Consider the following 20,008-nt stretch of genomic DNA (forward strand, 5'->3'; position numbering starts at 1 on the left):
GTCGGGCAGGACCGGTGGCGCGGCCGCTCCCGAGGGGTGCCCGCCACCGGCGCACACCGCCGGGTGCGCTCAGGGCGTGCGCCACTGCAGCGCGAACCACAGCTCCATGCGCACCTGCGGGTCGGCGAGGTCCGCGGTGAGCAATCGCTCGACCCTGCCGATGCGGTGCCGCACGCTGTTGCGGTGCACCCCCAGCGCGGCCGCCGTGCGGTCCCAGCTGCCGTGCTGGGACAACCAGGTTCGCAGCGCCTCGAGCAGTTGCGGGTGCCCGTCGAGCGGTGCGAGCACTTCGTCCGCGAACACCCGCGCGGCCGCGGGCCGCACGGCGGAGGCGAAGCCGGTGCCGGCGTGCTCGGCGTGCAACGAGCGCCCCACCGAGCGCGCCCGGTCGAGCAGCTGCCGCGCCTGCCGCGCCGCCTCCGGCAGCTCCCCGGCGGGGTGGGGCCCGCTCACCGCGAGCAAACCGTCCACGTGGGACACGTCGATGTCGGTGTCCACGATCGCGGTGCGGCCGTCCTCGCCGACCAGCGGCGTGGCCAGTCCGTCCAGGCTCGCACCGGCCTCGGCGGCGACGACCCGGTACTGCCCGCCCCGGCGGCCGAACACGGCGTCGAGCAGCGACTCGGACGCGCCCGCGCCGGACAGCAGCGCCGTGGCCAACGACCCCAGCGACGCGCTCGCCACCTGCCCGGCCACCACGCTGAGCAGTGCGAGCCCCACGGCGATCACGGCGCGGTCGGTGCCGTCGAAACGCCCCGGTTTGCCCACCGTGAGCACCCGGGGACCGACCGGCTGCGCCACCACCTGCGTGCCGTCCGCGAGCTCCGTGGCCGCGCTGGCGACACCGGTGCGCACCCGTTCGGCGAGCTCGTGCACGGCGTCCGGGACGGGTGAGCTCGGCTCCACTACCTCCGCCCACCCGCCGACGCACCTGCCGAGCTCGCGCAGCACCCCGGTGCGCGGTGCCGGCCGCGCTGCTGCGGCGGTGAGCGCGCGCTGCGCCTCGGTGAGCCGGCGCAGCGAGGCCTGCGCCCGCGTGTTCAGCTCCTCCCCGACCGTTCGGCACACCGCGAGGAACGGGGTGCGCTCGGGGATCTCCAGCAGCGGCAGCCCGTGCCTGCGGCAGGCGTCGATCAGCGCCGGCGGCACCGCATCGAACACCGGGGTGACGCCGAAGCCGAGGGCGGTGACGCCCGCGCCGACGAGTCCGCGGACGTAGTCGTCCGTGGGCTGCGGCCCGGGGACGAGCTCCACCCCGCAGCACAGCAGCAACTCGCCCCCGAGCAGGTACGGCACCGGGTCGGTGAGCTCGCTGACGTGCGCCCAGCGCACGGGCCGCTCCAGCGCCTCGTCCGCTCCGGCGAGCAGGACCGCGCCCAGGTCGTCGCGGTCGACGAAAGCCCGCAGGGGAACCGTGGCCGGGAGGAATTCTGCACTGGTCATTTCATCCAAGAGGAGTCGATCGTGTGGACAAAAGGTCTACTACCGAAGAGCTTGCTGGCTGCCTAACGTCTCCCGCAAGCGGTGGTGCGGGTCACCACGCGGCACTTCCTCGTTCGTTCTCCATTTCCTCCCCGGGGGCGCCATGGCTCTTGATTACCTGGTCATCGGGCTGTACCTGGCCGGCATGCTCGGCATCGGCTGGCGCGGGGCGCGGCTCGCGAAGACGCGCAGCGACTACCTGGTCGCCGGTCGTCGGCTCGGCACGTTCCTGTACTCCGGAACGATGTCGGCGATCGTGCTCGGCGGTGCGTCCACGATCGGCGGCGTCGGGCTCGGCTACACCTACGGCATCTCGGGCGCCTGGCTGGTGAGCTCCATCGGGCTGGGCATCCTGCTGCTGCACGCGCTGTTCGTGCGCCGGATCGTGCGGTTGAAGGTGTACACCGTCGCCGAGATGCTCAAGCTGCGCTACGGCGGCGCGGTGGACCTGGTCTCCGGGGTGGTGATGTGGGGCTACACCCTGATGCTCTCGGTGACCTCCATCCTGTCCTTCGCGACCGTGTTCACCGTGCTGTTCGACATGCCCGCGATCGGCGGCATCGCGATCGGCGGCGGCATCGTGGTCTGCTACTCGGTGCTCGGCGGCATGTGGTCCATCACGCTGACCGACATCGTGCAGTTCCTGATCACCACGGTGGGCATGTTCCTCCTGCTGCTGCCGATCAGCCTGGTCTCCGCCGGCGGCTTCGACGGGCTCGCCGAACGGGTCGGCCCCGAGTTCTTCGACATCACCAACATCGGCGGCGCCACCATCCTGTCCTACGTGTTCACCTACGTGTTCGGCCTGCTGATCGGCCAGGACATCTGGCAGCGGGTGTTCACCGCGCGCACTCCGCGGATCGCCACCCGCGGCGGGCTGGCCTCCGGGGTGTACTGCGTGCTGTACGCCGCCGCCGGTGCGCTGATCGGCACCGCGGCCCGCGCGCTGTACCCGGACCTCGCCGATCCCGACACCGCGTTCGCCACCATCGTGCAGGGGATGCTGCCGGCGGGGCTGCGCGGGCTGGTGCTCGTGGCCGCTCTCGCGGCGCTGATGTCGACGGCGAGCGGGGCGCTGATCGCCTGCTCGACGGTGAGCACGAACGACATCTGGTCCCGGTTGCGCAACCGGCGGGGCCGAGCCGGGGAGGGCGAGGTCGGCTCGAACCGGCTGGCGACGCTGCTGCTCGGAGTCCTCGCGATCGGCATCTCCGTGGCGGTCAACGACGTGGTGGCCGCGCTGACGGTCGGCTACAACATCCTCGTCGGCGGCCTGCTCGTGCCGATCCTCGGTGCGCTGGTGTGGAGGCGGGCCACGCGGACGGGCGCCGCCGCGGCGATGATCGCGGGCACGCTCACCGCGCTGGTCACGATGGTCACCGAGGGGCTGCTCGCCGAGGAGGCCATCTACTACGGCCTCGGTGCGAGCCTGCTCGGCTACGTCCTGGTGAGCCTGATGACCGCGCGCACCGAACCCGAAGTGCTGGACAACTGGGAGAAGCGGCTGGCCGGCGAGCCCGTCGCGGAGGAGGAGCACGCATGACCGGTCCGACGGCCGCACCGGGTCCCCCGCGCACCGGCGGGGCCGCGGTGACCGCCCCGCGTGGTGCGGAGGACGAGCGTGGCTGAGCGCACCGGAGGCGACCTGATCGTCGAGTCCCTGCGCGCCCTCGGGGCGCGCACCGTGTTCGGGATCCCCGGGCAGCACGCGCTCGGCCTGTTCGACGCGCTCCGCCGCAGCGGTGATCCGCGGCTGGTCGCCTCGCGCGTGGAGAACAACGCGGCGTTCGCCGCCGACGGCTTCGCCCGCGAAACGGGGCAGGTGGCGCCGCTGCTGGTGTCCACCGGGCCGGGCGCGCTGCTCACGCTCGCCTCGCTGCAGGAGGCGCGGTCCTCCTCGGTTCCGGTGCTGGTCATCTCCAGCCAGGTCCCGCGCGCCGGGTTGGGCGGCGGGCGGCACGGCTACCTGCACGAGCTGCCCGACCAGCAGGCCAGCGCGGCGGGGATCGCGAAGTCCACGCACGTGGTGCGCGACGCCGCGCAGCTGCCGACGGTGCTGCGCGAGGCCTGGCGGACCGCTGCCAGCGCGCCCGCGGGCCCGGTGTGGGTGGAGGTCCCGGAGGACGTGCTGCGCGGGCCGGCGGTGCTGCCGCCGGTGCACGAGCTCCCGGTGCAGCGGGCGCAGCTCGCCCCGCAACCCGAAGCGCTCGCCGAGGCCGCGCGGCTGCTGGACCGCGCCGCGAACCCGGTCGTCCTGGCCGGCGGGGGCGTGGTGCGCGCGGGAGCGCACGAGCAGCTGCGCGCGCTCGCGGAGAAGTTGCGCGCACCCGTGCTGTGCACCTTCGGCGGCAAGGGCGCGTTCGACTGGGAGCACCCCCTCTCCGGGCAGTCCTGGTTGGAGGACCGGCACAGCACCGAGTTCCTCGCCGCGGCCGATGTGCTGCTGGTCGTCGGCTCCGGGCTCGGGGAGCTGTCCAGCAACTACCACACCTTCCGCCCGCAGGGGACGGTCGTCCAGGTGGAGGCGGACGCGGAGAAGCTGGGCGCCAACCACCCCGCGCTGGGGCTGCACGCCGATGCCGCCGAGGCGCTCGGGGAACTGGCCGCCGCGGTGCGCGCCCGGCCCGCCGACGGGGTGGCGGAAACCGCCGTCGCGGCCCTGCTCGACGGGATCCGCTCCCGGTTGGACGGTCAGCAGCTCGACGTGGAGCGCCGGGTGCTGGAGGACGTGCGGGCGGCGCTGCCGGAGGGCGCGCCCAGCTGCTGGGACATGACCGTCCTCGGGTACTGGGCGTGGTCGGCCTGGCCCGGGCGGATGCACTCCGCGCAGGGCGCGGGCGGCCTCGGCTACGGGTTCCCCGCCGCGCTCGGGTGCGCGGCGACCGGCACCCCCGCGCTGGCCGTCTCCGGTGACGGCGGCGCGCTGTACGGCATCGCCGAGCTCGCCAGCGCGGTGCAGCACCAGTTGCCGGTGACCTGGCTGATCGTCGACGACGGCGGCTACGGCATCCTGCGCGAGTACATGCGGGGCGCGTTCGGCGAGAGCACCGCGACCGAGCTGGCCCGTCCCGAGTTCGTCGCGCTGGCGGAGTCGTTCGGGGTCTCCGCGCGGGAGACCGCGGTGCGGTCGCTGCGCGAGGACCTGGCGGCGGCACTGGCCGAACCCGGCCCGAGCGTGGTGCTGCTGCGCCGGCGGCTGGAGCTCTTCGCGCCGACGCACCGTGCGTGACGAGCGAGCCGCACCGAGCCGAGCTGAGCAGGAGAGGACATGGGCGAGCGCGCCACCGACATCGAAGTGCACGGCGTCGAACCGATCCCCGCGGCGGAGCGGACCTCGACGCCGTGGCACCTGTTCCGGTTGTCCTTCGGCGGGGCCAACACCTTCGCCACCGTCGTCCTGGGGTCGCTGCCCATCGCCTACGGCCTCGGGTTCCTCCCCGCGCTGACCGCGACCGTCGTCGGGGTGGTGCTCGGCGGGGCGGTCCTGGCGCCCATGGCGCTGTTCGGGCCGAAGAACCACACCAACAACGCGGTGTCCTCGGGTGCGCACTTCGGCGTGGTCGGCAGGATCATCGGGTCCTTCCTGTCCCTGCTCACCGCCGTCGCCTTCTTCTCCATCTCGGTGTGGGTCTCCGGTGACGCGCTCACCGGTGCGGTCCACCGACTGTTCGGAGTGGACGGTGGCGACGTGCTGCGCGGGGTCTCCTACGGCGTCATCGCCGTGGCCACCCTGGTGGTGTGCCTCTACGGCTACCGGCTGATGCTCGCGGTCAACCGGGTCGCCGTCATCGCGTGCAGCGCGGTCATGCTGCTCGGATTCGCCGCCTACGCCGGGGAATTCGACCCGACGTTCGCCGGGCACGCCGGCTACGCGCTCGGGGAGTTCTGGCCGACCTGGGTGCTCGCCGTGCTGACCGCCGCGGCCAACCCCGTCTCGTTCGGCGCTTTCCTCGGCGACTGGTCCCGCTACATCCCGGACAGCGCGCCGAAACCGGCGGTGCTCGCGGCTCCGTTCGGGGCGCAACTGGCCACCCTGCTCCCGTTCGGGTTCGGCATCGCCACCGCCACGCTGGTCGCCGACCCGGACGACTACATCGCCGGCCTGACCGCGATCTCCCCGCCGTGGTACGCGCTGCCGCTGATCGTGGTCGCGCTGATCGGCGGGCTCTCCACCGGCACCACCGCGCTGTACGGCACCGGCCTGGACTTCAGCTCGATGTTCCCCGCGCTGTCCCGGGTGCGGGCCACCGCGCTGGTGGGCACCTTCGCCGTGGTGTTCATCTTCCTCGGGGCGTTCGTGTTCAACGTGGTCGCCAGCATCAACGCGTTCGTCACCCTGATCCTGCTGTGCACCTCGCCGTGGATGGTGATCATGATGATCGGGTACTGGGTGCGGCGCGGCCACTACCTGCCCGACGACCTGCAGGTGTTCAACCGGGGGCAGCGGGGCGGCGTCTACTGGTACGCGCGCGGCGTGAACTGGCGCGCGATGGCCGCCTGGATCCCCGCGACCGCCGTCGGGCTGCTGATGGCGAACACACCGCTGATCGTCGGCCCGCTGGCGGGCGTCGCGGGCGGTGTGGACGTCAGCCTGCCCGCCACGCTCGTCGCGGCCGCACTGCTGTACCTGGCGATGCTGCAGCTGTTCCCCGAGCCGCGCGCGGTGTTCGGCCCGGCCGGCCCGCGGTTGGTGCGCGCTGCCGACCGGCCGGTCGCCGCCGTTCGACCGGTGCGGGCCGGTTCCGAGGCGCCCGTGCGCGGCTGAGCCGGTGCGCTCGACGGGCGCCCCACGCGCGGAATCCAACCGTTCCCGCTGGCGTTGCCACCGGTGTGACGACACCGCTGCGCTTTTCGGTCCTGGACCGCTCGCTCGTGCGGCACGGGCGGCCCCCCTCGGAATCGTTGCACCGCACCGTCCGATTCGCCGCGGAAGCCGAAGCGTTGGGCTATCACCGGTTCTGGGTGGCCGAGCACCACGGAGTTCCGGGTGTGGCCGGTTCAGCTCCGACGGTGCTGGCCGCGGCGGCCGCCTCGGCGACCTCGCGGATCCGGGTGGGCACGGGCGGGGTGATGCTGCCGAACCACCAGCCGCTCGTGGTCGCCGAGCAGTTCGGCGTGCTCGCCTCGCTGCACCCGGACCGGATCGACGTGGGCCTGGGGCGCTCGCTCGGTTTCACCGCGGCGGTGCGCAGTGCTCTGGGAAGCGGCCGGCAGGACGCGGAGCGCTTCGGGACGCAGCTGGAGGAACTGCTCGGTTACTTCGCCGGCGGAGCGGACGCGCAGGTGCGGGCCGTCCCGGCCGAAGGGCTTCGGATGCCGGTGTTCGTGCTGGCGACCGGGGCGGGTGCCGAGCACGCGGCGCGGGCCGGGCTGCCGCTGGTGATCGCCGCCGTGCGCGGTGACGACGCGCTGCGACGCGCCATCGAGCACTACCGGCAGCGCTTCCGCCCGTCACCGTGGTCCGCGCAGCCCTACGTGGTGCTGTCGCGCTCCGTGGCGGTCGCCGCGAGCACCGAGGAGGCCCGCCGGTTGCTGGTCCCGGAGGCGTGGGCGACCGCGTATTCGCGCGTGCACGGCGTCTTCCCGCCCCTGTTGCCGGCTGACGACGTCCTCGCCCGGGAGATGGGCCGGTGGGAGCGCGAGCAGTTCGACCGGGCGATGCGCGGCCACGTGCACGGCACCGAGGAGGAGGTCGCCCGCGCGCTGCAGTCCCTCGTGGACGGCACCGGTGCGGACGAGGTGCTGGTCACCACCAGCGGTGGTCATGACGAGGACGCCCTGCTCGACTCGTACCGCCGGTTGGCGCGGTTGATCCCCGAGCAACGCTGAGCGGTGGCGACCGGGTCGGCCGGAGGTTCCTGTGCGTCCGCGTCCGCGCGGCGGCCCGCGTGCCGCGCGGGTCCACCCGATACGGTGGCGGCCATGAGCGAGCTCGGTGCGGGAATCGACGGCCAACTCGTCCTGGTCACCGGCGGCGGGCGAGGGCTCGGCCGGTCCCTCGTGCGCGCGTTCGCGGGCCAGGGCGCCCGCGTCGTGGTCAACTACCGGCACAGCCACGAGCAGGCGCACGCGCTGGTCGACGAGATCGGCGAGGGCCGCGCGATGGCCGCGCGCGCCGACGTCACCGACGAGCAGCAGGTCCACGCCCTGTTCGACGCGATCCGGGCGCGCTTCGGCCGCCCCGCGACGACGGTGGTCAACAACGCGCTGGCCGACTTCTCCTTCAACGGGGAGGCCCGCTCGAAGGCCGACGAGATCGGCTGGGGCGAGTTCTCCGCGCAGTTCGACGGCAGCGTCCGCGCCGCGCTGCACACGACGCAGGCCGCGCTGCCGGGCATGCGCGAGCGGGGAGGTGGGCGGATCATCAACATCGGCACCAACCTCTTCCAGGACCCGGTGGTGCCGTACCACGACTACACGGCCGCCAAGGCCGCGCTGCTGTCGCTGACGCGCACGCTGGCCGCCGACCTCGGCCCGGACGGGATCACCGCGAACATGATCTCCGGGGGGTTGCTGCGCACCACCGACGCCAGCGCGGACACGCCGGAGGAGGTCTTCGACGGGATCGCGCGGAGCACACCGCTGCGCCGGGTGGTGACGCCGGAGGAGTTCGCCGACGCGGCGCTGTTCTTCGCCTCCCCGTGGGCGCGCGCGGTGACGGGGCAGAACCTCGTCGTCGACGGGGGACTGGTCAAGGACTGACCTGCGGCCGCACCGGGGGGCTGCCGCGGGCGGGCCCCGGACCGCCGGTGGACCGGTGGCGCCCGGTCCTCGTCGTCAACGGTGCTCGCCGGACTGCGCCGGAGGAATCCGGTCCTGGTCACGGGGCCTACCGTCCCAGCGCCACGCCTTCAGGCGGGGGCGCCCGGGCAGCTCGGCTCGTCCGGTGGCCCACAGCAGGGTGGGCCAGGGATCCGTGGACTCCGGTGCGTCCGGGAACAACCGGGTGAGCGCTCGTGCGCACAGGCCGGCGGGCGGGTTCCAGGCGAGCCCGAGCCCCCGTGCGAGGTCGTGCATGTGCACCAGCGTTTCCACGATCCCCATCGCGGCGAAGCCCTCGGGATCGGAGGCGCCGAAGACGTGGTGGGCGCGGGTGCGCGGAGGTGCCGTGCGCACCACGGCGACGAGCAGCGCACCGCTCGCCTCCAGCACCTGCAGCAGGCCGGCGGGCCCCGCCTCGCGGTTCGCGTGAATGGCGTTCGCCGGCCCGCCCGGTCGCCGGCTCTCCCACACGAAGGGCACTCGGTCCTCCTGCGGAGGGGCCTTGGGGCCCAGTTGCGCGGCGTAGGCGAAGAGGTCGTCGCTGAGGTGCTCGACGGTTTCCCAGCAGTCCCACTCCAGCGAACCGGCCTTGCCGTCCCACGCCACCGGGGGCGCTTCGCGGAGGGCCGTCACGGCGAGCTGCACTGCGAGGTCGAGGTCGTCCGCGGTGACGGGGGACCGGGAGGGTCCCGCCCGGGGTGATCGGGACATAGCAGGACCGTACCGCGTTCGCTCGACGCAGGCCGCAGCATTTTTGCAACAGCCGCCTCATATCGGGCAGTCGGTGGGTGGCGCGGCGAAGGAGGAGCGCGAACTCCGCGGAAAGGACCGCAGCGGACGGGCCCGCACCGGCGGTGCGGGCCCGCGCGGCCCGTGGTGTCAGCCGTCGGCGGTGCGCTGCTCGGCAGGCGGCCGCGAACCTTCGGACAGCTGCGGATCGAGCTCGGCCTCGTCGACCGCGTCCAGGCCCGCCCGCTCGATCCGCGTCGCGAGTTCCGCGGCGTGGTCGCTGAGCTCAGCTGCCCGGATGCCGTGCGGAGGATCGGCGGTGTGCGGAGCCATGCCGTCGCTGCAGCGGCGCAGCAGGGACGCGGCGCCCTTGGCGTTGCCGCGGCGGACGTGCGTGAGGCCGACCGCGAGCTGGGCGAGGGCCTTCCACAGCCCGCGCTCCGGATCGGGCGCGTTCTTCCACGCCGCTTCGAGGACTTCGTGCGCGTGGAAGGGGCGTTGTGCGGTGAGCAGGCGCTGCCCCTCGCGCAGGCTCTCCGCGGGCGTCATCACCACGTCCTCGTTGACCCGCTCGACTCCGGCGCTGCCGCGCGGCAGGGGGCGACCGAGCCCGTCCCGCGGTCGCGCGTTCTCCGCCCGGCCCCGGACGTTGCGGTCACGTGTGCTCATCGTCGTCTCCACCATCGGGTGGAGCCGGAACTCCCCGGCTCCACCCCCACCTTCCCACGGTGCCCGCGACGCGCGGCACCGGCGAAGTGCCGCCGGCGCCAGCTGCGGTCGCTGACCTGCTCCGCCTCCTCCTGCAGGTCTTGAGCGGCGGCCCAGCTGGCGAACACCGCACCCCGGCGGCGCGCGCCCGCTTGACGAACCCGGCCGCATCTCGTGTAATCGCCGTCACATACCGGCCAGTCGGTGGGTGGTGCGGCGAAGGAGGACTATGGGTTCCGTGGAGACGGTGCGCGGCCCGGTGGACGTGGACGAGCTGGGCGTGACGCTGATGCACGAGCACGTCTTCGTGCTCACGCCGGACGTCATGCAGAACTACGGCGACGAGTGGTGGGACGAGGAGGAGCGCGTCGCCGACGCGATCACCAAGCTGCGCGAGCTGAAGCAGGCCGGCGTGGACACGATCGTCGACCCCACGGTCGTCGGGCTCGGCCGCTACCTCCCGCGGGTGCAGCGGGTCAACGCCGAGGCCGACATCAACATCGTGGCCGCGACCGGTCTGTACACCTTCGACGAGATCCCGCACTTCTTCCACTACCGCGGTCCGGGGACGATGCTCGGCGGTCCCGAGCCGATGACGGAGATGTTCGTCCGCGACATCCGCGAGGGCATCGGTCAGACCGGTGTGCAGGCGGCGCTGCTGAAGTGCGTCGTGGAGGAACGCGGTCTCACCGGGGACCAGGAACGCGTGCAGCAGGCCATCTGCGAAACCCACCAGGAGACCGGCGTGCCGATCACGGTGCACACCAACGCGGCGCACCAGACGGGCCGGCTCGCGCTGGACTTCTACGCCTCCCGCGGGGTGGACCTCACCAAGGTCGTCATCGGCCACGCCGGTGACACCAACGACCAGGACTACCTCAAGTGGATCATGGACCGGGGCGCGTCGATCGGCTGCGACCGCTTCGGCCTCGACCTGTTCAACCCCACCCCGGAACGCGTGGCCACCATCGCGTCGCTGTGCGAGCAGGGATACGCCGACCGCATCGTGCTGTCCCACGACGCCGCCTGCTACATGGACTTCTTCAGCGGTGAGGCGGCCCAGCAGGCGCTGGCCCAGGCCGCCCCGAACTGGCACTACCTGCACATCAGCAACGACGTGCTGCCCGCGCTGCGCGAGCGCGGCGTCACCGAGGAGCAGATCCGCACGATGCTGGTGGACAACCCGCGCCGCTACTTCGCGGGTGAGGAGGGATCCCGGTGACGAGCACCGAACCCCGTGCGCGCGGTGCCGCGCCCTTCGACACCTCCGGGATCGTCCGCGACGAGCGCGGCCTCGCCCACTACGCGAACCTCGCGCCGTCGCTGGTGGAGATGCTGCGCCGCACCGTCGAGCACCTCCCGGACCAGGAAGCGGTGGTCGAGGTCGGCGGACCCCGGTTGACCTACCGCGAGCTGTGGGACCGCTCGGCGCGCGTGGCCGGCGGGCTGCGCGCGGCCGGGGTCCGGCGCGGCGACCGCGTCGCCAACCTGCTGCCCGCCGGGGTGGACTGGGTTCTCGGCTTCCTCGGCGCGCAGCTCGCCGGAGCCGTGGCCGTCCCGGTCAACATCCGGTTCGCCCGGCCCGAGGTCGACTACGTGCTGTCCGACTCCGGCGCGAGCGCCGTGCTCACCCCGGAGGAGCCCCTGCCCGACGGGGAGCCGTGCGCGGCGGACGACCTCGCCCCGGACGACCTCGCCGCGATCTTCTACACCAGCGGCACGACGGGATCGCCGAAGGGGGCGATGACCACCCACGAGAACTTCCTGTCCAATGTGGAAACAGCGATCCGGGTGATCGGCGTCGACCGGGCCGACGGACCGGACCTGCGCAACCTCGTGTCCGTGCCGCTGTTCCACGTCACCGGCTGCAACAGCCAGCTGCTCGTGCAGCTGGCCATCGGCGGGACCACGGTCGTGCTGCCCGCTTTCGACGTGCAGGAGTTCCTGGGCACCGTCGTCGAGGAGCGCATCAACGTGCTCACCAGCGTTCCCGCGATCTACGCGCTGGTGCTGTCGCAGCCCGACTTCGGCGATTTCGACGTCAGCGGCGTCACGCACCTCTCCTACGGCGGCGCCCCGATCGCGCCGTCGCTGGTCGAGCGGATCAAGGCCGGGTTCCCGAACGCGCGCGTCGGCAACGGGTTCGGCCTGACCGAGACGGCGTCGATCGCGACCTACCTGCCGCACGAGTGGGCCGCCGAGCACGCCGATTCGGTCGGCTTCGCCGCGCCCGTGGTGGACCTCGCCGTCGACGAACCCGACCCGGAAGGGGTGGGGGAGCTGCTCCTCCGCGGTCCCAACGTGGCCGCCGGCTACTGGAACAAACCGGAGGCCACTGCGGCGACGTTCGTCGGCGGTTGGCTGCGCAGCGGGGATCTCGCGCGCATCGACGAGCAGGGGCTGCTCCACGTCGTCGACCGCGCCAAGGACATGATCAACCGGGGCGGGGAGAACGTGTACTCGGTCGAAGTGGAGAACGCCCTCGCCGGCGCTCCGGGGGTGGCCGACGCCGCGGTCGTCGGCGTGCCGGACGACGTGCTCGGCGAGAAGGTCGGGGCGGTCCTCGTGCCCGTGCCCGGCTCCGAGTTCTCCGTGGACGCGGTGCTGGAGCACCTGTCCACCCGGCTGGCCGACTTCAAGGTCCCGCAGTACGTCGACGTGCGCAGCGAGCCCCTGCCGCGCAACCCCGGCGGGAAACTCCTCAAGGGCAACCTGCGCGAGCAGACCGAGTGGGGCTCCCCGGTGCGCGGACGCTAGCGGCGGAGGGTTCCGGCAAGGGACCGCGCGGGTTGGCCGGCGAGCCGGAGTGTCCCGCTGGACGTCTACCTGTCCGCGGCGCTGGGGGTGCTGACCAACTGCGCCCCGTTCGACGTGAGCGGCAGCCGAATCGCCGTGGCGGCGATCCGGCGGGGACCGACGGGCCCGGCGGCTACGCCGTGCCCGAGCGCTCTTCCTCGCCGGTGAGCGGCCCGAGCAGCGCGCCGAGCTCGGCGGTCTCGCCGCGGTGCCGGGCGGCCTCCTGCGCCGCCTCGTCGAGGTGTTCCCGGACGGACTGCGCGATGCGGTCGACGTCGCCGCGCTCGGCGGGCGGGAGCGGCGCGTGCACGGCGTCGCGGCGAGCGGCCGCGGCGGCGAGCAGGGCCGCCGCGTGCTCGTGGTCACCGGCCAGCGTTCGAACGCCGGCCAGGCCTTCCAGCGCCAGCGCCACCGCGCGCGGGTCACCGGTGGCGCGCGCCGCCGCGAGCCCGTCGAGGTGCAGACCGCGCGCGGTGTCGACCTCGCCGCGCTGCTCGGCGGTGAACCCGAGCTGGGCGAGCACCCAGGCCTGGCCGACCTGGTAGCCGATGTGCCGCTCCCAGGACAGCGCCGGGCGGAGGTAGTCCTCCGCGTCGTCGAGCAGGCCCTGGCGCCGGGCGGAGAGGCCGAGCCCGCCGCGGGCGAAGTTGGCGCCTCCCTCGTGCGAGTGCTCGTGGGCCAGTCGCAGGGCCCGGTGGTGGTAGGCGTCGGCAGCGCGGTGATCACCCGCCAGCAGGGCGAGCCGGCCGAGGCGGGAGAGCTGCTCGGACGCGGTCGGCCACAGGCCCAGCTCCTCGGCGTTGCGCAGCGCCTCCTGGTGCAACCGGGCGGACCGTTCGTACTCGCCGGCGATCTCGGCGAGCATGCCGAGCACCTTCGCCGTTTGCGCCTGCCCCCAGCGGTCGTCGAGCTCGGCGAACATCGCAGCGGCCTGCTGCCCGAGCCGGCGGGCTTCGTCGAGATCGCCGTGCAGCACCGCCTGGTCGGCCTGGGTGTACAGCGCGGCGGCGACGCCCCACCGGTCGTCGAGCTCCCGGAACCCCCGCAACGCTTGGTCGACGAGCTCCTCGGCGGCCTCCTGCTCGCGCAACCCGCCGACGAACCCGAGCAGCCACTGCGCGCGGGCCAGCGCGGCGGGCTCGTCGAGACCGTTGTGCAGCGCGAGGGCGGAGCGGCTCTCCCGCAGCGGCGCCGGATCGGTTCCGATGAGCGCGCCGAACACCGCCCGCCAGGCCGTGGCATCGGCCCGGGCGGTGGCGGGGGCCTCGCCGGGCATGCTCACCGCCAGGTCGAGCGACCGGTGCGCCTGCCGGTAGGTCCCGCGCAGGAACCAGTACCACGCCGCGGCGGTGGCCAGGCGCAGCGCCAGCGCCGGCTCGCAGTGGTGGACCGTGGTGGCCAGCGCCGTGCGGAGGTTGGCCGCTTCGGTGTCGAGGCGCTGCAACCAGTGCCGCTGTTCGGGACCGCGCAGCGAGTGGTCGGCCCGCTCGGTGAGATCGGCGTAGTAGCGCGCGTGCCGCAGCTGCACCCGCTCGGCTTCGCCGGCTTCGTCCAGGCGCTCGCGGGCGTAGGCGGCGATGGTTTCGAGCAGGCGGTAGCGGCGTCCCCCTGCGGTGTCCGACACGGCCACGAGCGACCGGTCGACCAGGCGGGCGAGCACCCCCGCCACCTGGCCGGAAGGCACGTCCTCGCCGGCGCAGACCGCCTCGGCGGAATCGAGCGCGCAGTCGCCGCCGTGCGCGGAGAGCCGTCGCAGCACCGCGCGTTCGCCCTCGTCGAGCAGTTCCCAGCTCCAGTCGATCATCGCCCGCAGCGTCCGCTGCCGCGCGGGAGCATCGCGGTGACCGGCGGTGAGCAGCTGGAAGCGGTCGCACAACCGGACGGCGAGGTCGTGCACGCCGAGCGCGCGCACGCGGGTGACGGCGAGTTCCACGGCCAGGGGCAGCCCGTCGAGCTGCCGGCAGATCGACGTGATCGCGCGCGCGTTGTCCGGGGTGAGCCGGAAACCGGGCACCGCCGCGGCCGCGCGCGCCACGAACAGCTCGACGGCCGCGGAGCGTCCCGCGGCGTCCACCTCGGCCTCGTCCGCCTCGGGCTCCGGAAGCACCAGCGGCGGCACCGGCTGCAGCCGCTCACCGGCGAGGCCCACGGGTTCGCGGCTGGTGGCCAGGACCTGCAACCGCGGCGCCGCGGCCAGCAGCGCCGCGGTGATCCGCGCGACCGGTTCGACGGCGTGCTCGCAGTTGTCGAGCACGAGCAGCACGTGCCGCGGCGCGAGCGCCTGCGCCAGCCGCTCTGCGGCGGGGCAGGGCTCACCCGGCGGGGGAGCGGCCGCGGCCACGTCGTCGCGCACCCCGAGGGTGGAACCGACCAGATCGGCCAGCGCGCCGACCGCGTCGGTGTGCGCCGTCGGGTCGAACGCGGCGAGGTCGACGACCCAGACGCCGTCGGGCAGCGCGTCCGGTCGTTCCGCCGCGCGCCGTGCCGCCACCTCCAGCGCGAGGCGCGTCTTGCCCACGCCGCCCGGCCCCGTCAGGGTCACCAGGCGCGCGGAGTCCAGCTCGCGCGACAGCTCGGCGGCGGCCGACTCCCGGCCGACCAGCGGGCCGAACGGTGCCGGCAGGTTGGTGCGCACCGCCGCACCGCTGTCCGCTCCGCTGCGCTGCTCGCCCTGCAGGCCCGGGTCGTGGGCGAGGACGGCCTGCTGCAGCTCGGTGAGCTCCGGGCCGGGGTCCAGTCCCAGCTCCTCGGCGAGCCGGGTGCGCAGCCGGCTGTAGGTCTCCAGCGCTTCGGCCTGGCGGCCGCACCGGTACAGCGCCCGCATGTGCGCGGCGTGCAGCCGCTCCCGCAGCGGGTGTTCGTCGAGCAACCGGCCCAGTTCGGGCACGAGCGCGTGGTGCTCACCGAGCGCCAGGCGCGCGTCGACGCGGTCCTCCACCGCGGCCAGCCACTGCTCGGTCAGCTCCTCGATCGCGGCGCGGGCGAAGGCGTCCTCGGTGAACTCGGCGAAGGCGGGGCCGCGCCACAGGGCCAGCGCCTCGCCCAGCGCCGCGGCCCGCTGCGCGGGGTCGGGCAGGGCGCGCGCGGAGGTGAGCAGCGCGGTGAACCGCCCGGCGTCCACGGCTTCCGGCGCGGCGTCCAGGCGGTAGCCGGCGTCGGTGGAGACCACCAGCCCGCGCGCCCCGGCTTCGGCGCTGCCCAGCGCCCTGCGCAGCTGCGAGACCTTGGCCTGCAGGGCCGCGGCCGGGTCCCGGGGTGCCGCGGCTCCCCACAGGTCGTCGACCAGCCGCTCGGCGGGGACACCGCGGCCGGGGCGCACCAGCAGGCAGGCGAGCAGGGCGCGGACCTTGCGGCCGGGCACGGTCACGGCCGCGCCCTCCTCGGTCCACACCGCCAGTGGCCCCAGCACACCGAACCGCATGGGCCCAGGTTACGGCGTGGACCGGCCGCACCGACCGCCGACGTCAGTCGACGAGCAGTGCTCCGCAAGTGCCGGCGCGCACGCTCAGGGGCGCAGTCGACAGCACGGCGAGGAGGCAGCGATGAGCACTGAGACGGCCGGTGACGGCGCGGTCCGGGTCCTGGGGATCTCCGGGAGCCTGCGGTCCGGCTCCTACAGCACGGCCGTGCTGCGGGCCGCGGCCGCACTGGCGGAGCCGGGCGTGCGGTTGTCGCGGTGGCGGGGGCTCGGGGAGGTCCCGCCGTTCAACGAGGACGACGAGGAGCACCCCGCGGAGGCGGTGCGCCGCATGCGCGCCGCGATCGACTCCGCGGACGCGCTGCTGATCGCGACCCCGGAGTACAACACCACCGTTCCCGGGCAGTTGAAGAACGCGGTCGACTGGGCATCCCGACCCGAGGGGGAGGGCGTGCTGCTCGGCAAGCCGATCGCCGTGGTCGGCGCGAGCCCCTCCGACTACGGCGCCGCGTGGGCGCAGGCCGCATTGCGCAAGGCGGTGGCCTCCTGCGGCGCGCAGGTGGTCGAGCGGCACCTGTGCCTCGCCCGTGTCGACGAGGCGTTCGGTCCTGGCGAGGAGCTCCGGGACCCGGGGCAGCGGGCGCAGTTGGCGGAGATCCTCACCGAGCTCGGCGCGGAGGCGCGTCGCGCCCTCCGCACTTCCGGTGCCGCGTGAGCGGGGCACGTCCCGACAACGCGAGATGACCAGCACACCGCACGAAGGAACAACCATGACCGTCGAGCTCAACCACACCATCGTCACCGCCAGCGACAAGGCGGCTTCGGCCGCTTTCCTCGCCGACCTGCTCGGGCTGCAGGTCGGTGAGCCCTACGGCCCCTTCCTGCCCGTGGAAACGCACAACCGGGTCACGTTGGACTACCTCGACGCCGGCCAGGAGCGGATCAGCCCGCAGCACTACGCCTTCCTCGTCTCCGAGGCCGAGTTCGACGTCGTCCTCGACCGCGTCCAGCGGGCGGGCGTGACCTTCTACGCCGACCCCGCGCACGAGCAGCCCGGGCGGATCAACCACGGCGACGGCGGGCGCGGGGCGTACTTCAGGGACCCCGACGGGCACAGCATGGAGATCCTCACCCGCCCCTACGGCAGCGGGCGGACGCAGCGGTGACCCCCGAACAGCGGAGAGGAGGAGACGACGATGCGGCAGATCCGGAACGACCTGTGGGAGACGGAGGCCGAGTACCCGGCTCCCGGACTGAGCACGCACGCCTACCTGTGGCTCGCCCCGGGCGGGAACGTGCTGTTCTACAACACGACCCTGGGCACCGAGCTCGACCGCGTGGCCGAGCTCGGCGGGGTGAACCACCAGTACCTGAGCCACCAGGACGAGATCGCGCCCTCGCTGCGCACGATCAGGGACCGGTTCGGCGCGTCCCTGCACGCCAGCGCGGCCGAGGCGGCCGCCGTGCGGGAGACCTGCCCGGTCGACGACGCGTTCGACGGGCCGCGCACCCGGGACGGGATCGACGTGATCCCCACTCCGGGGCACACCCCGGGCAGCACCTGCTTCCTCGTGCACTCGCCCGCGGGGGAGACCTACCTGCTCACCGGTGACACGATCGTGCGCGACGCCGAGGGAGGGTGGTTCGCGGGCCACATCCCCGGCATGAGCGACCGCGAGGCGCTGGAGCGGAGCCTTGCCGAGCTCGCGGCGCTGCGCCCGGACCTCGTGATCTCCAGCGGTTTCGTCGGGGAGACCGGGGTGACCGAGCTGGGCGAGCGGGCCTGGGCCGACTGCGTCGAGCAAGCGCTGCGGTCGCTGCGCCCCGAGCGCAGCCGGCGGTGAGTTGCCGCGCGCAGCGTCGGCGCGGACCTGCGGTGGCCGGACCGGCCACCGCAGGTCCGCGCACCACCGGTCGAGGCCCGCGGCGGTGCTCCGGTGGAGCCGCACCGCTGCGGGCGGCGATACCGTGGGGCCCGTGATTCCGAGGATTGCGCTACGCGACAGCACGACCATTCCGCAGTTGGGATTCGGCACGTACAAGGTGCCGCCGGAGGAGACGGCGGAAGCCGTCGGCCACGCGCTCGAACTGGGCTACCGCCACATCGACACCGCTCAGATGTACGGCAACGAGCGGGGAGTCGGAGAAGCGATCGCGAAATCCGGCATCCCCCGCGACGAGCTCTACATCACCAGCAAGCTCAACAACGACAAGCACGACCCGTCCGATGTGCGCAGCTCGTTCGACGAGACGCTCGACGCGCTCGGAGTCGACCACCTCGACCTGTTCCTGGTGCACTGGCCGCTGCCCACGCGCTACGACGGCGACTACGTCTCGACGTGGCGGGCGATGGCGGACCTGGTCGGGGACGGGCGCCTGCGCAGCGCCGGGGTGTCCAACTTCCAGCCCGAGCACCTGGACCGGATCGTCGGCGAGACCGGGATCGCGCCCGTGGTCAACCAGATCGAGGTCCACCCCCACTTCCGCAACGAGGCGGCCCGCGCCGCCACGGCCCGCCACGGCGCCGCGGTGGAGGCGTGGAGTCCGCTGGGGCAGGGCACGCTGCTCGACGACGAGGTCATCGGTCGGATCGCCACCGCGCGCGGCAAGGAGCCCTCGCAGGTCGTGCTGCGCTGGCACGTCCAGCGCGGTGACGTGATCTTCCCGAAGTCGGTGCACCGCGAGCGCATGGCCTCCAACACCGCCCTGTTCGACTTCGAGCTCTCCGCCGAGGAGATGTCCGAGATCGACGCGCTGGACCGGGGTGAGAGCGGCCGCGTCGGCCCCAACCCGGACACCTTCGACCGCATCGGCTGAACGCGCCCGGTGCCGGGAGCCACCGGGGAAGGCGCTTCCGGCACCGGTCCGCGGAGCGGGCGCCCGAGCGGCGCCCGCTACTCGCGCCCGCGGACCTGCAGCGCGTCGTGCAGCTTGAGCGCCACGTGCAGGGACGCGGCGCGCCAGCCGTCCTCCAGCACCCCGCCCCCGAGGAGATCGCGGATGCGCTCGAGCCGGTAGTACAGCGTGGACCGGTGGACCGCCAGCGCCCGGCACGTCGGCACGGCGCTGCGCCCGTGGTCGAGGTAGGCCAGCGCGGTCCGCTGCTGCTCCCGCGTGCCCCGGTCCAGCAACCGGGCGGCGTCCTCGCTGAGCTCGCGGACGGTGGCCGGTTCCAGCGGCCAGCCGTGCAGCAGGCGCCACGATCCGAGCTCGGACCAGTCGAGCGCGCGCTCCCGGCCGAGCAGTTCGGCGACGGCGGCCGCGAACCCGGCGCGGGCCGCGGTGCTCTCCACCGCGAGCGGTGCGGCGGCCGCGGCCCGGCCGATGACCTGGACGCGGTAGCCCGCGTTCCGGAGGCGCTGCCGGAGGTGGTTCTCCAGCGCCTCGGCCTCGCGCGGGCAGGTGTGCCGGGCGATCGCGGTGAGCCGGTGCGCGTCGCAGCGGGCGAGGTGCGGCCGGCCGATCGGGGAGCGCGCGAGTTCGAGCTGGGGGTCCGTGGTGAAGCACGTCGCCGCGGGCTGCGGGTGCAGTTCCGCGACGTGCACGACGAGCTCGCCGTCCTCGGGCAGGAGCGCGCGCGCCCGCGCCTCCTCCACCGCGGACTCGGACGTGGCCCGGACCAGCGCCGCGCCGGCGAGTCGCCGCACCTCGTCGGCGCGGTCGCGCAGCGCGGCGTCCTCGGTGCCGATGAGCGGCGCCAGCAGCCGCACGGTGCGGGACGTCGCCTCCCCCTCCTCGGCGGTGACCGGCGGCTCGTCGAACAGCCAGAGGTAGCCGGCGAGGGCGCCCTCCTGGCGGATCGGGAAGCACACCCGCGCGAGCATCCCGTGCTCCTCGTTGTCCGGCAGGCGCACCGGCTGGCGGGCGGTCTCGATGCCGTGGCTGAGGATCCACGGCACCGGGTCGGGCGGTGGTGCCCGGTCGATGATCGCGGCCACGCGCTTGTGGTCGATCGCGCCGATCTGAGCGCTCGCGCAGAGGAACTCCAGCGCCGCGTTGTCCACGACCACGGAGCGTCCCAGCTGCTGGGACAGCTCGTCGACCAAGGACTGCACGCGGCTCAGGTTCTCCCCGACCCCCGGTTTCGACATGTGTACAACCTAGTTCCGCCCC

At 73.9% G+C, this 20,008-nt stretch carries 16 protein-coding genes; 11 read left to right on the plus strand and 5 right to left on the minus strand.

Going from position 1 to position 20,008, the window contains the following annotated elements:
* Nucleotides 1–69 precede the first annotated feature (69 nt).
* Nucleotides 70–1,443 carry a PucR family transcriptional regulator gene (locus ACVGV0_RS11185; protein WP_459159793.1) on the minus strand — a complete coding sequence of 458 codons (1,374 nt, stop codon included), beginning with the start codon at nt 1,441–1,443 and terminating at the stop codon, nt 70–72.
* A 142-nt stretch (nt 1,444–1,585) separates the two neighbouring features.
* On the opposite strand from ACVGV0_RS11185, the gene ACVGV0_RS11190 reads away from it, so the two are divergent.
* The 5 genes from ACVGV0_RS11190 (at nt 1,586) to ACVGV0_RS11210 (ending at nt 8,184) form a co-directional block, all read left to right on the plus strand.
* Entirely contained in the window at nt 1,586–3,025 is a 1,440-nt protein-coding gene (locus ACVGV0_RS11190; RefSeq protein ID WP_459159794.1) for a sodium:solute symporter family protein, read from the plus strand.
* A gap of 78 nt (nt 3,026–3,103) precedes the next feature.
* The gene (locus ACVGV0_RS11195; protein WP_459159795.1) at nt 3,104–4,711 is read left to right on the plus strand and encodes a thiamine pyrophosphate-binding protein; all 1,608 of its coding nucleotides are present in this window, start codon (nt 3,104–3,106) and stop codon (nt 4,709–4,711) included.
* 39 nt (nt 4,712–4,750) lie between these two features.
* Entirely contained in the window at nt 4,751–6,247 is a 1,497-nt protein-coding gene (locus ACVGV0_RS11200) for a purine-cytosine permease family protein (RefSeq protein ID WP_459159796.1), read from the plus strand.
* Nucleotides 6,248–6,312: 65 nt separating this feature from the next.
* On the plus strand, nt 6,313–7,311 hold the full coding sequence (locus tag ACVGV0_RS11205; RefSeq protein ID WP_459159797.1) for an LLM class flavin-dependent oxidoreductase: 999 nt from the start codon (nt 6,313–6,315) through the stop codon (nt 7,309–7,311).
* Nucleotides 7,312–7,404: 93 nt separating this feature from the next.
* Entirely contained in the window at nt 7,405–8,184 is a 780-nt protein-coding gene (locus tag ACVGV0_RS11210; RefSeq protein ID WP_459159798.1) for a 3-oxoacyl-ACP reductase, read from the plus strand.
* Between the two features lie 75 nt (nt 8,185–8,259).
* On the opposite strand, the gene ACVGV0_RS11215 is transcribed toward ACVGV0_RS11210, so the two are convergent.
* Complete coding sequence (locus tag ACVGV0_RS11215; RefSeq protein ID WP_459159799.1) at nt 8,260–8,955, minus strand: hypothetical protein; 696 nt, start codon at nt 8,953–8,955, stop codon at nt 8,260–8,262.
* A gap of 168 nt (nt 8,956–9,123) precedes the next feature.
* Nucleotides 9,124–9,642 (minus strand): DUF309 domain-containing protein, encoded by a 519-nt coding sequence (locus ACVGV0_RS11220; RefSeq protein ID WP_459159800.1) that lies wholly within the window; start codon nt 9,640–9,642, stop codon nt 9,124–9,126.
* 268 nt (nt 9,643–9,910) lie between these two features.
* On the opposite strand from ACVGV0_RS11220, the gene ACVGV0_RS11225 reads away from it, so the two are divergent.
* Nucleotides 9,911–10,903 (plus strand): phosphotriesterase family protein, encoded by a 993-nt coding sequence (locus ACVGV0_RS11225; RefSeq protein WP_459159801.1) that lies wholly within the window; start codon nt 9,911–9,913, stop codon nt 10,901–10,903.
* Nucleotides 10,900–12,438 (plus strand): class I adenylate-forming enzyme family protein, encoded by a 1,539-nt coding sequence (locus ACVGV0_RS11230; protein ID WP_459159802.1) that lies wholly within the window; start codon nt 10,900–10,902, stop codon nt 12,436–12,438. Before ACVGV0_RS11225 ends, ACVGV0_RS11230 begins: the two co-directional genes overlap by 4 nt.
* Before the next feature lie 172 nt (nt 12,439–12,610).
* Here the strand turns inward: ACVGV0_RS11230 and ACVGV0_RS11235 are convergent, their stop codons facing one another.
* Nucleotides 12,611–15,898 (minus strand): BTAD domain-containing putative transcriptional regulator, encoded by a 3,288-nt coding sequence (locus ACVGV0_RS11235; protein ID WP_459159803.1) that lies wholly within the window; start codon nt 15,896–15,898, stop codon nt 12,611–12,613.
* A gap of 121 nt (nt 15,899–16,019) precedes the next feature.
* Between ACVGV0_RS11235 and ACVGV0_RS11240 the strand changes: the two genes are divergently transcribed.
* The 4 genes from ACVGV0_RS11240 (at nt 16,020) to ACVGV0_RS11255 (ending at nt 18,712) form a co-directional block, all read left to right on the plus strand.
* A complete protein-coding gene (locus tag ACVGV0_RS11240; RefSeq protein WP_459159804.1) occupies nt 16,020–16,610 on the plus strand; it encodes an NADPH-dependent FMN reductase in 591 nt (196 codons plus the stop codon).
* Nucleotides 16,611–16,665: 55 nt separating this feature from the next.
* Complete coding sequence (locus ACVGV0_RS11245) at nt 16,666–17,061, plus strand: VOC family protein (protein ID WP_459159805.1); 396 nt, start codon at nt 16,666–16,668, stop codon at nt 17,059–17,061.
* 30 nt (nt 17,062–17,091) lie between these two features.
* The gene (locus ACVGV0_RS11250) at nt 17,092–17,739 is read left to right on the plus strand and encodes an MBL fold metallo-hydrolase (protein ID WP_459159806.1); all 648 of its coding nucleotides are present in this window, start codon (nt 17,092–17,094) and stop codon (nt 17,737–17,739) included.
* Nucleotides 17,740–17,917: 178 nt separating this feature from the next.
* Nucleotides 17,918–18,712, plus strand: coding sequence for an aldo/keto reductase (locus tag ACVGV0_RS11255; RefSeq protein ID WP_459159807.1), 795 nt, complete (start codon nt 17,918–17,920; stop codon nt 18,710–18,712).
* A gap of 77 nt (nt 18,713–18,789) precedes the next feature.
* Here the strand turns inward: ACVGV0_RS11255 and ACVGV0_RS11260 are convergent, their stop codons facing one another.
* The gene (locus ACVGV0_RS11260; protein ID WP_459159808.1) at nt 18,790–19,986 is read right to left on the minus strand and encodes a PucR family transcriptional regulator; all 1,197 of its coding nucleotides are present in this window, start codon (nt 19,984–19,986) and stop codon (nt 18,790–18,792) included.
* Nucleotides 19,987–20,008: the final 22 nt, after the last annotated feature.

It is taken from the genome of Salinifilum ghardaiensis, from assembly GCF_054491345.1.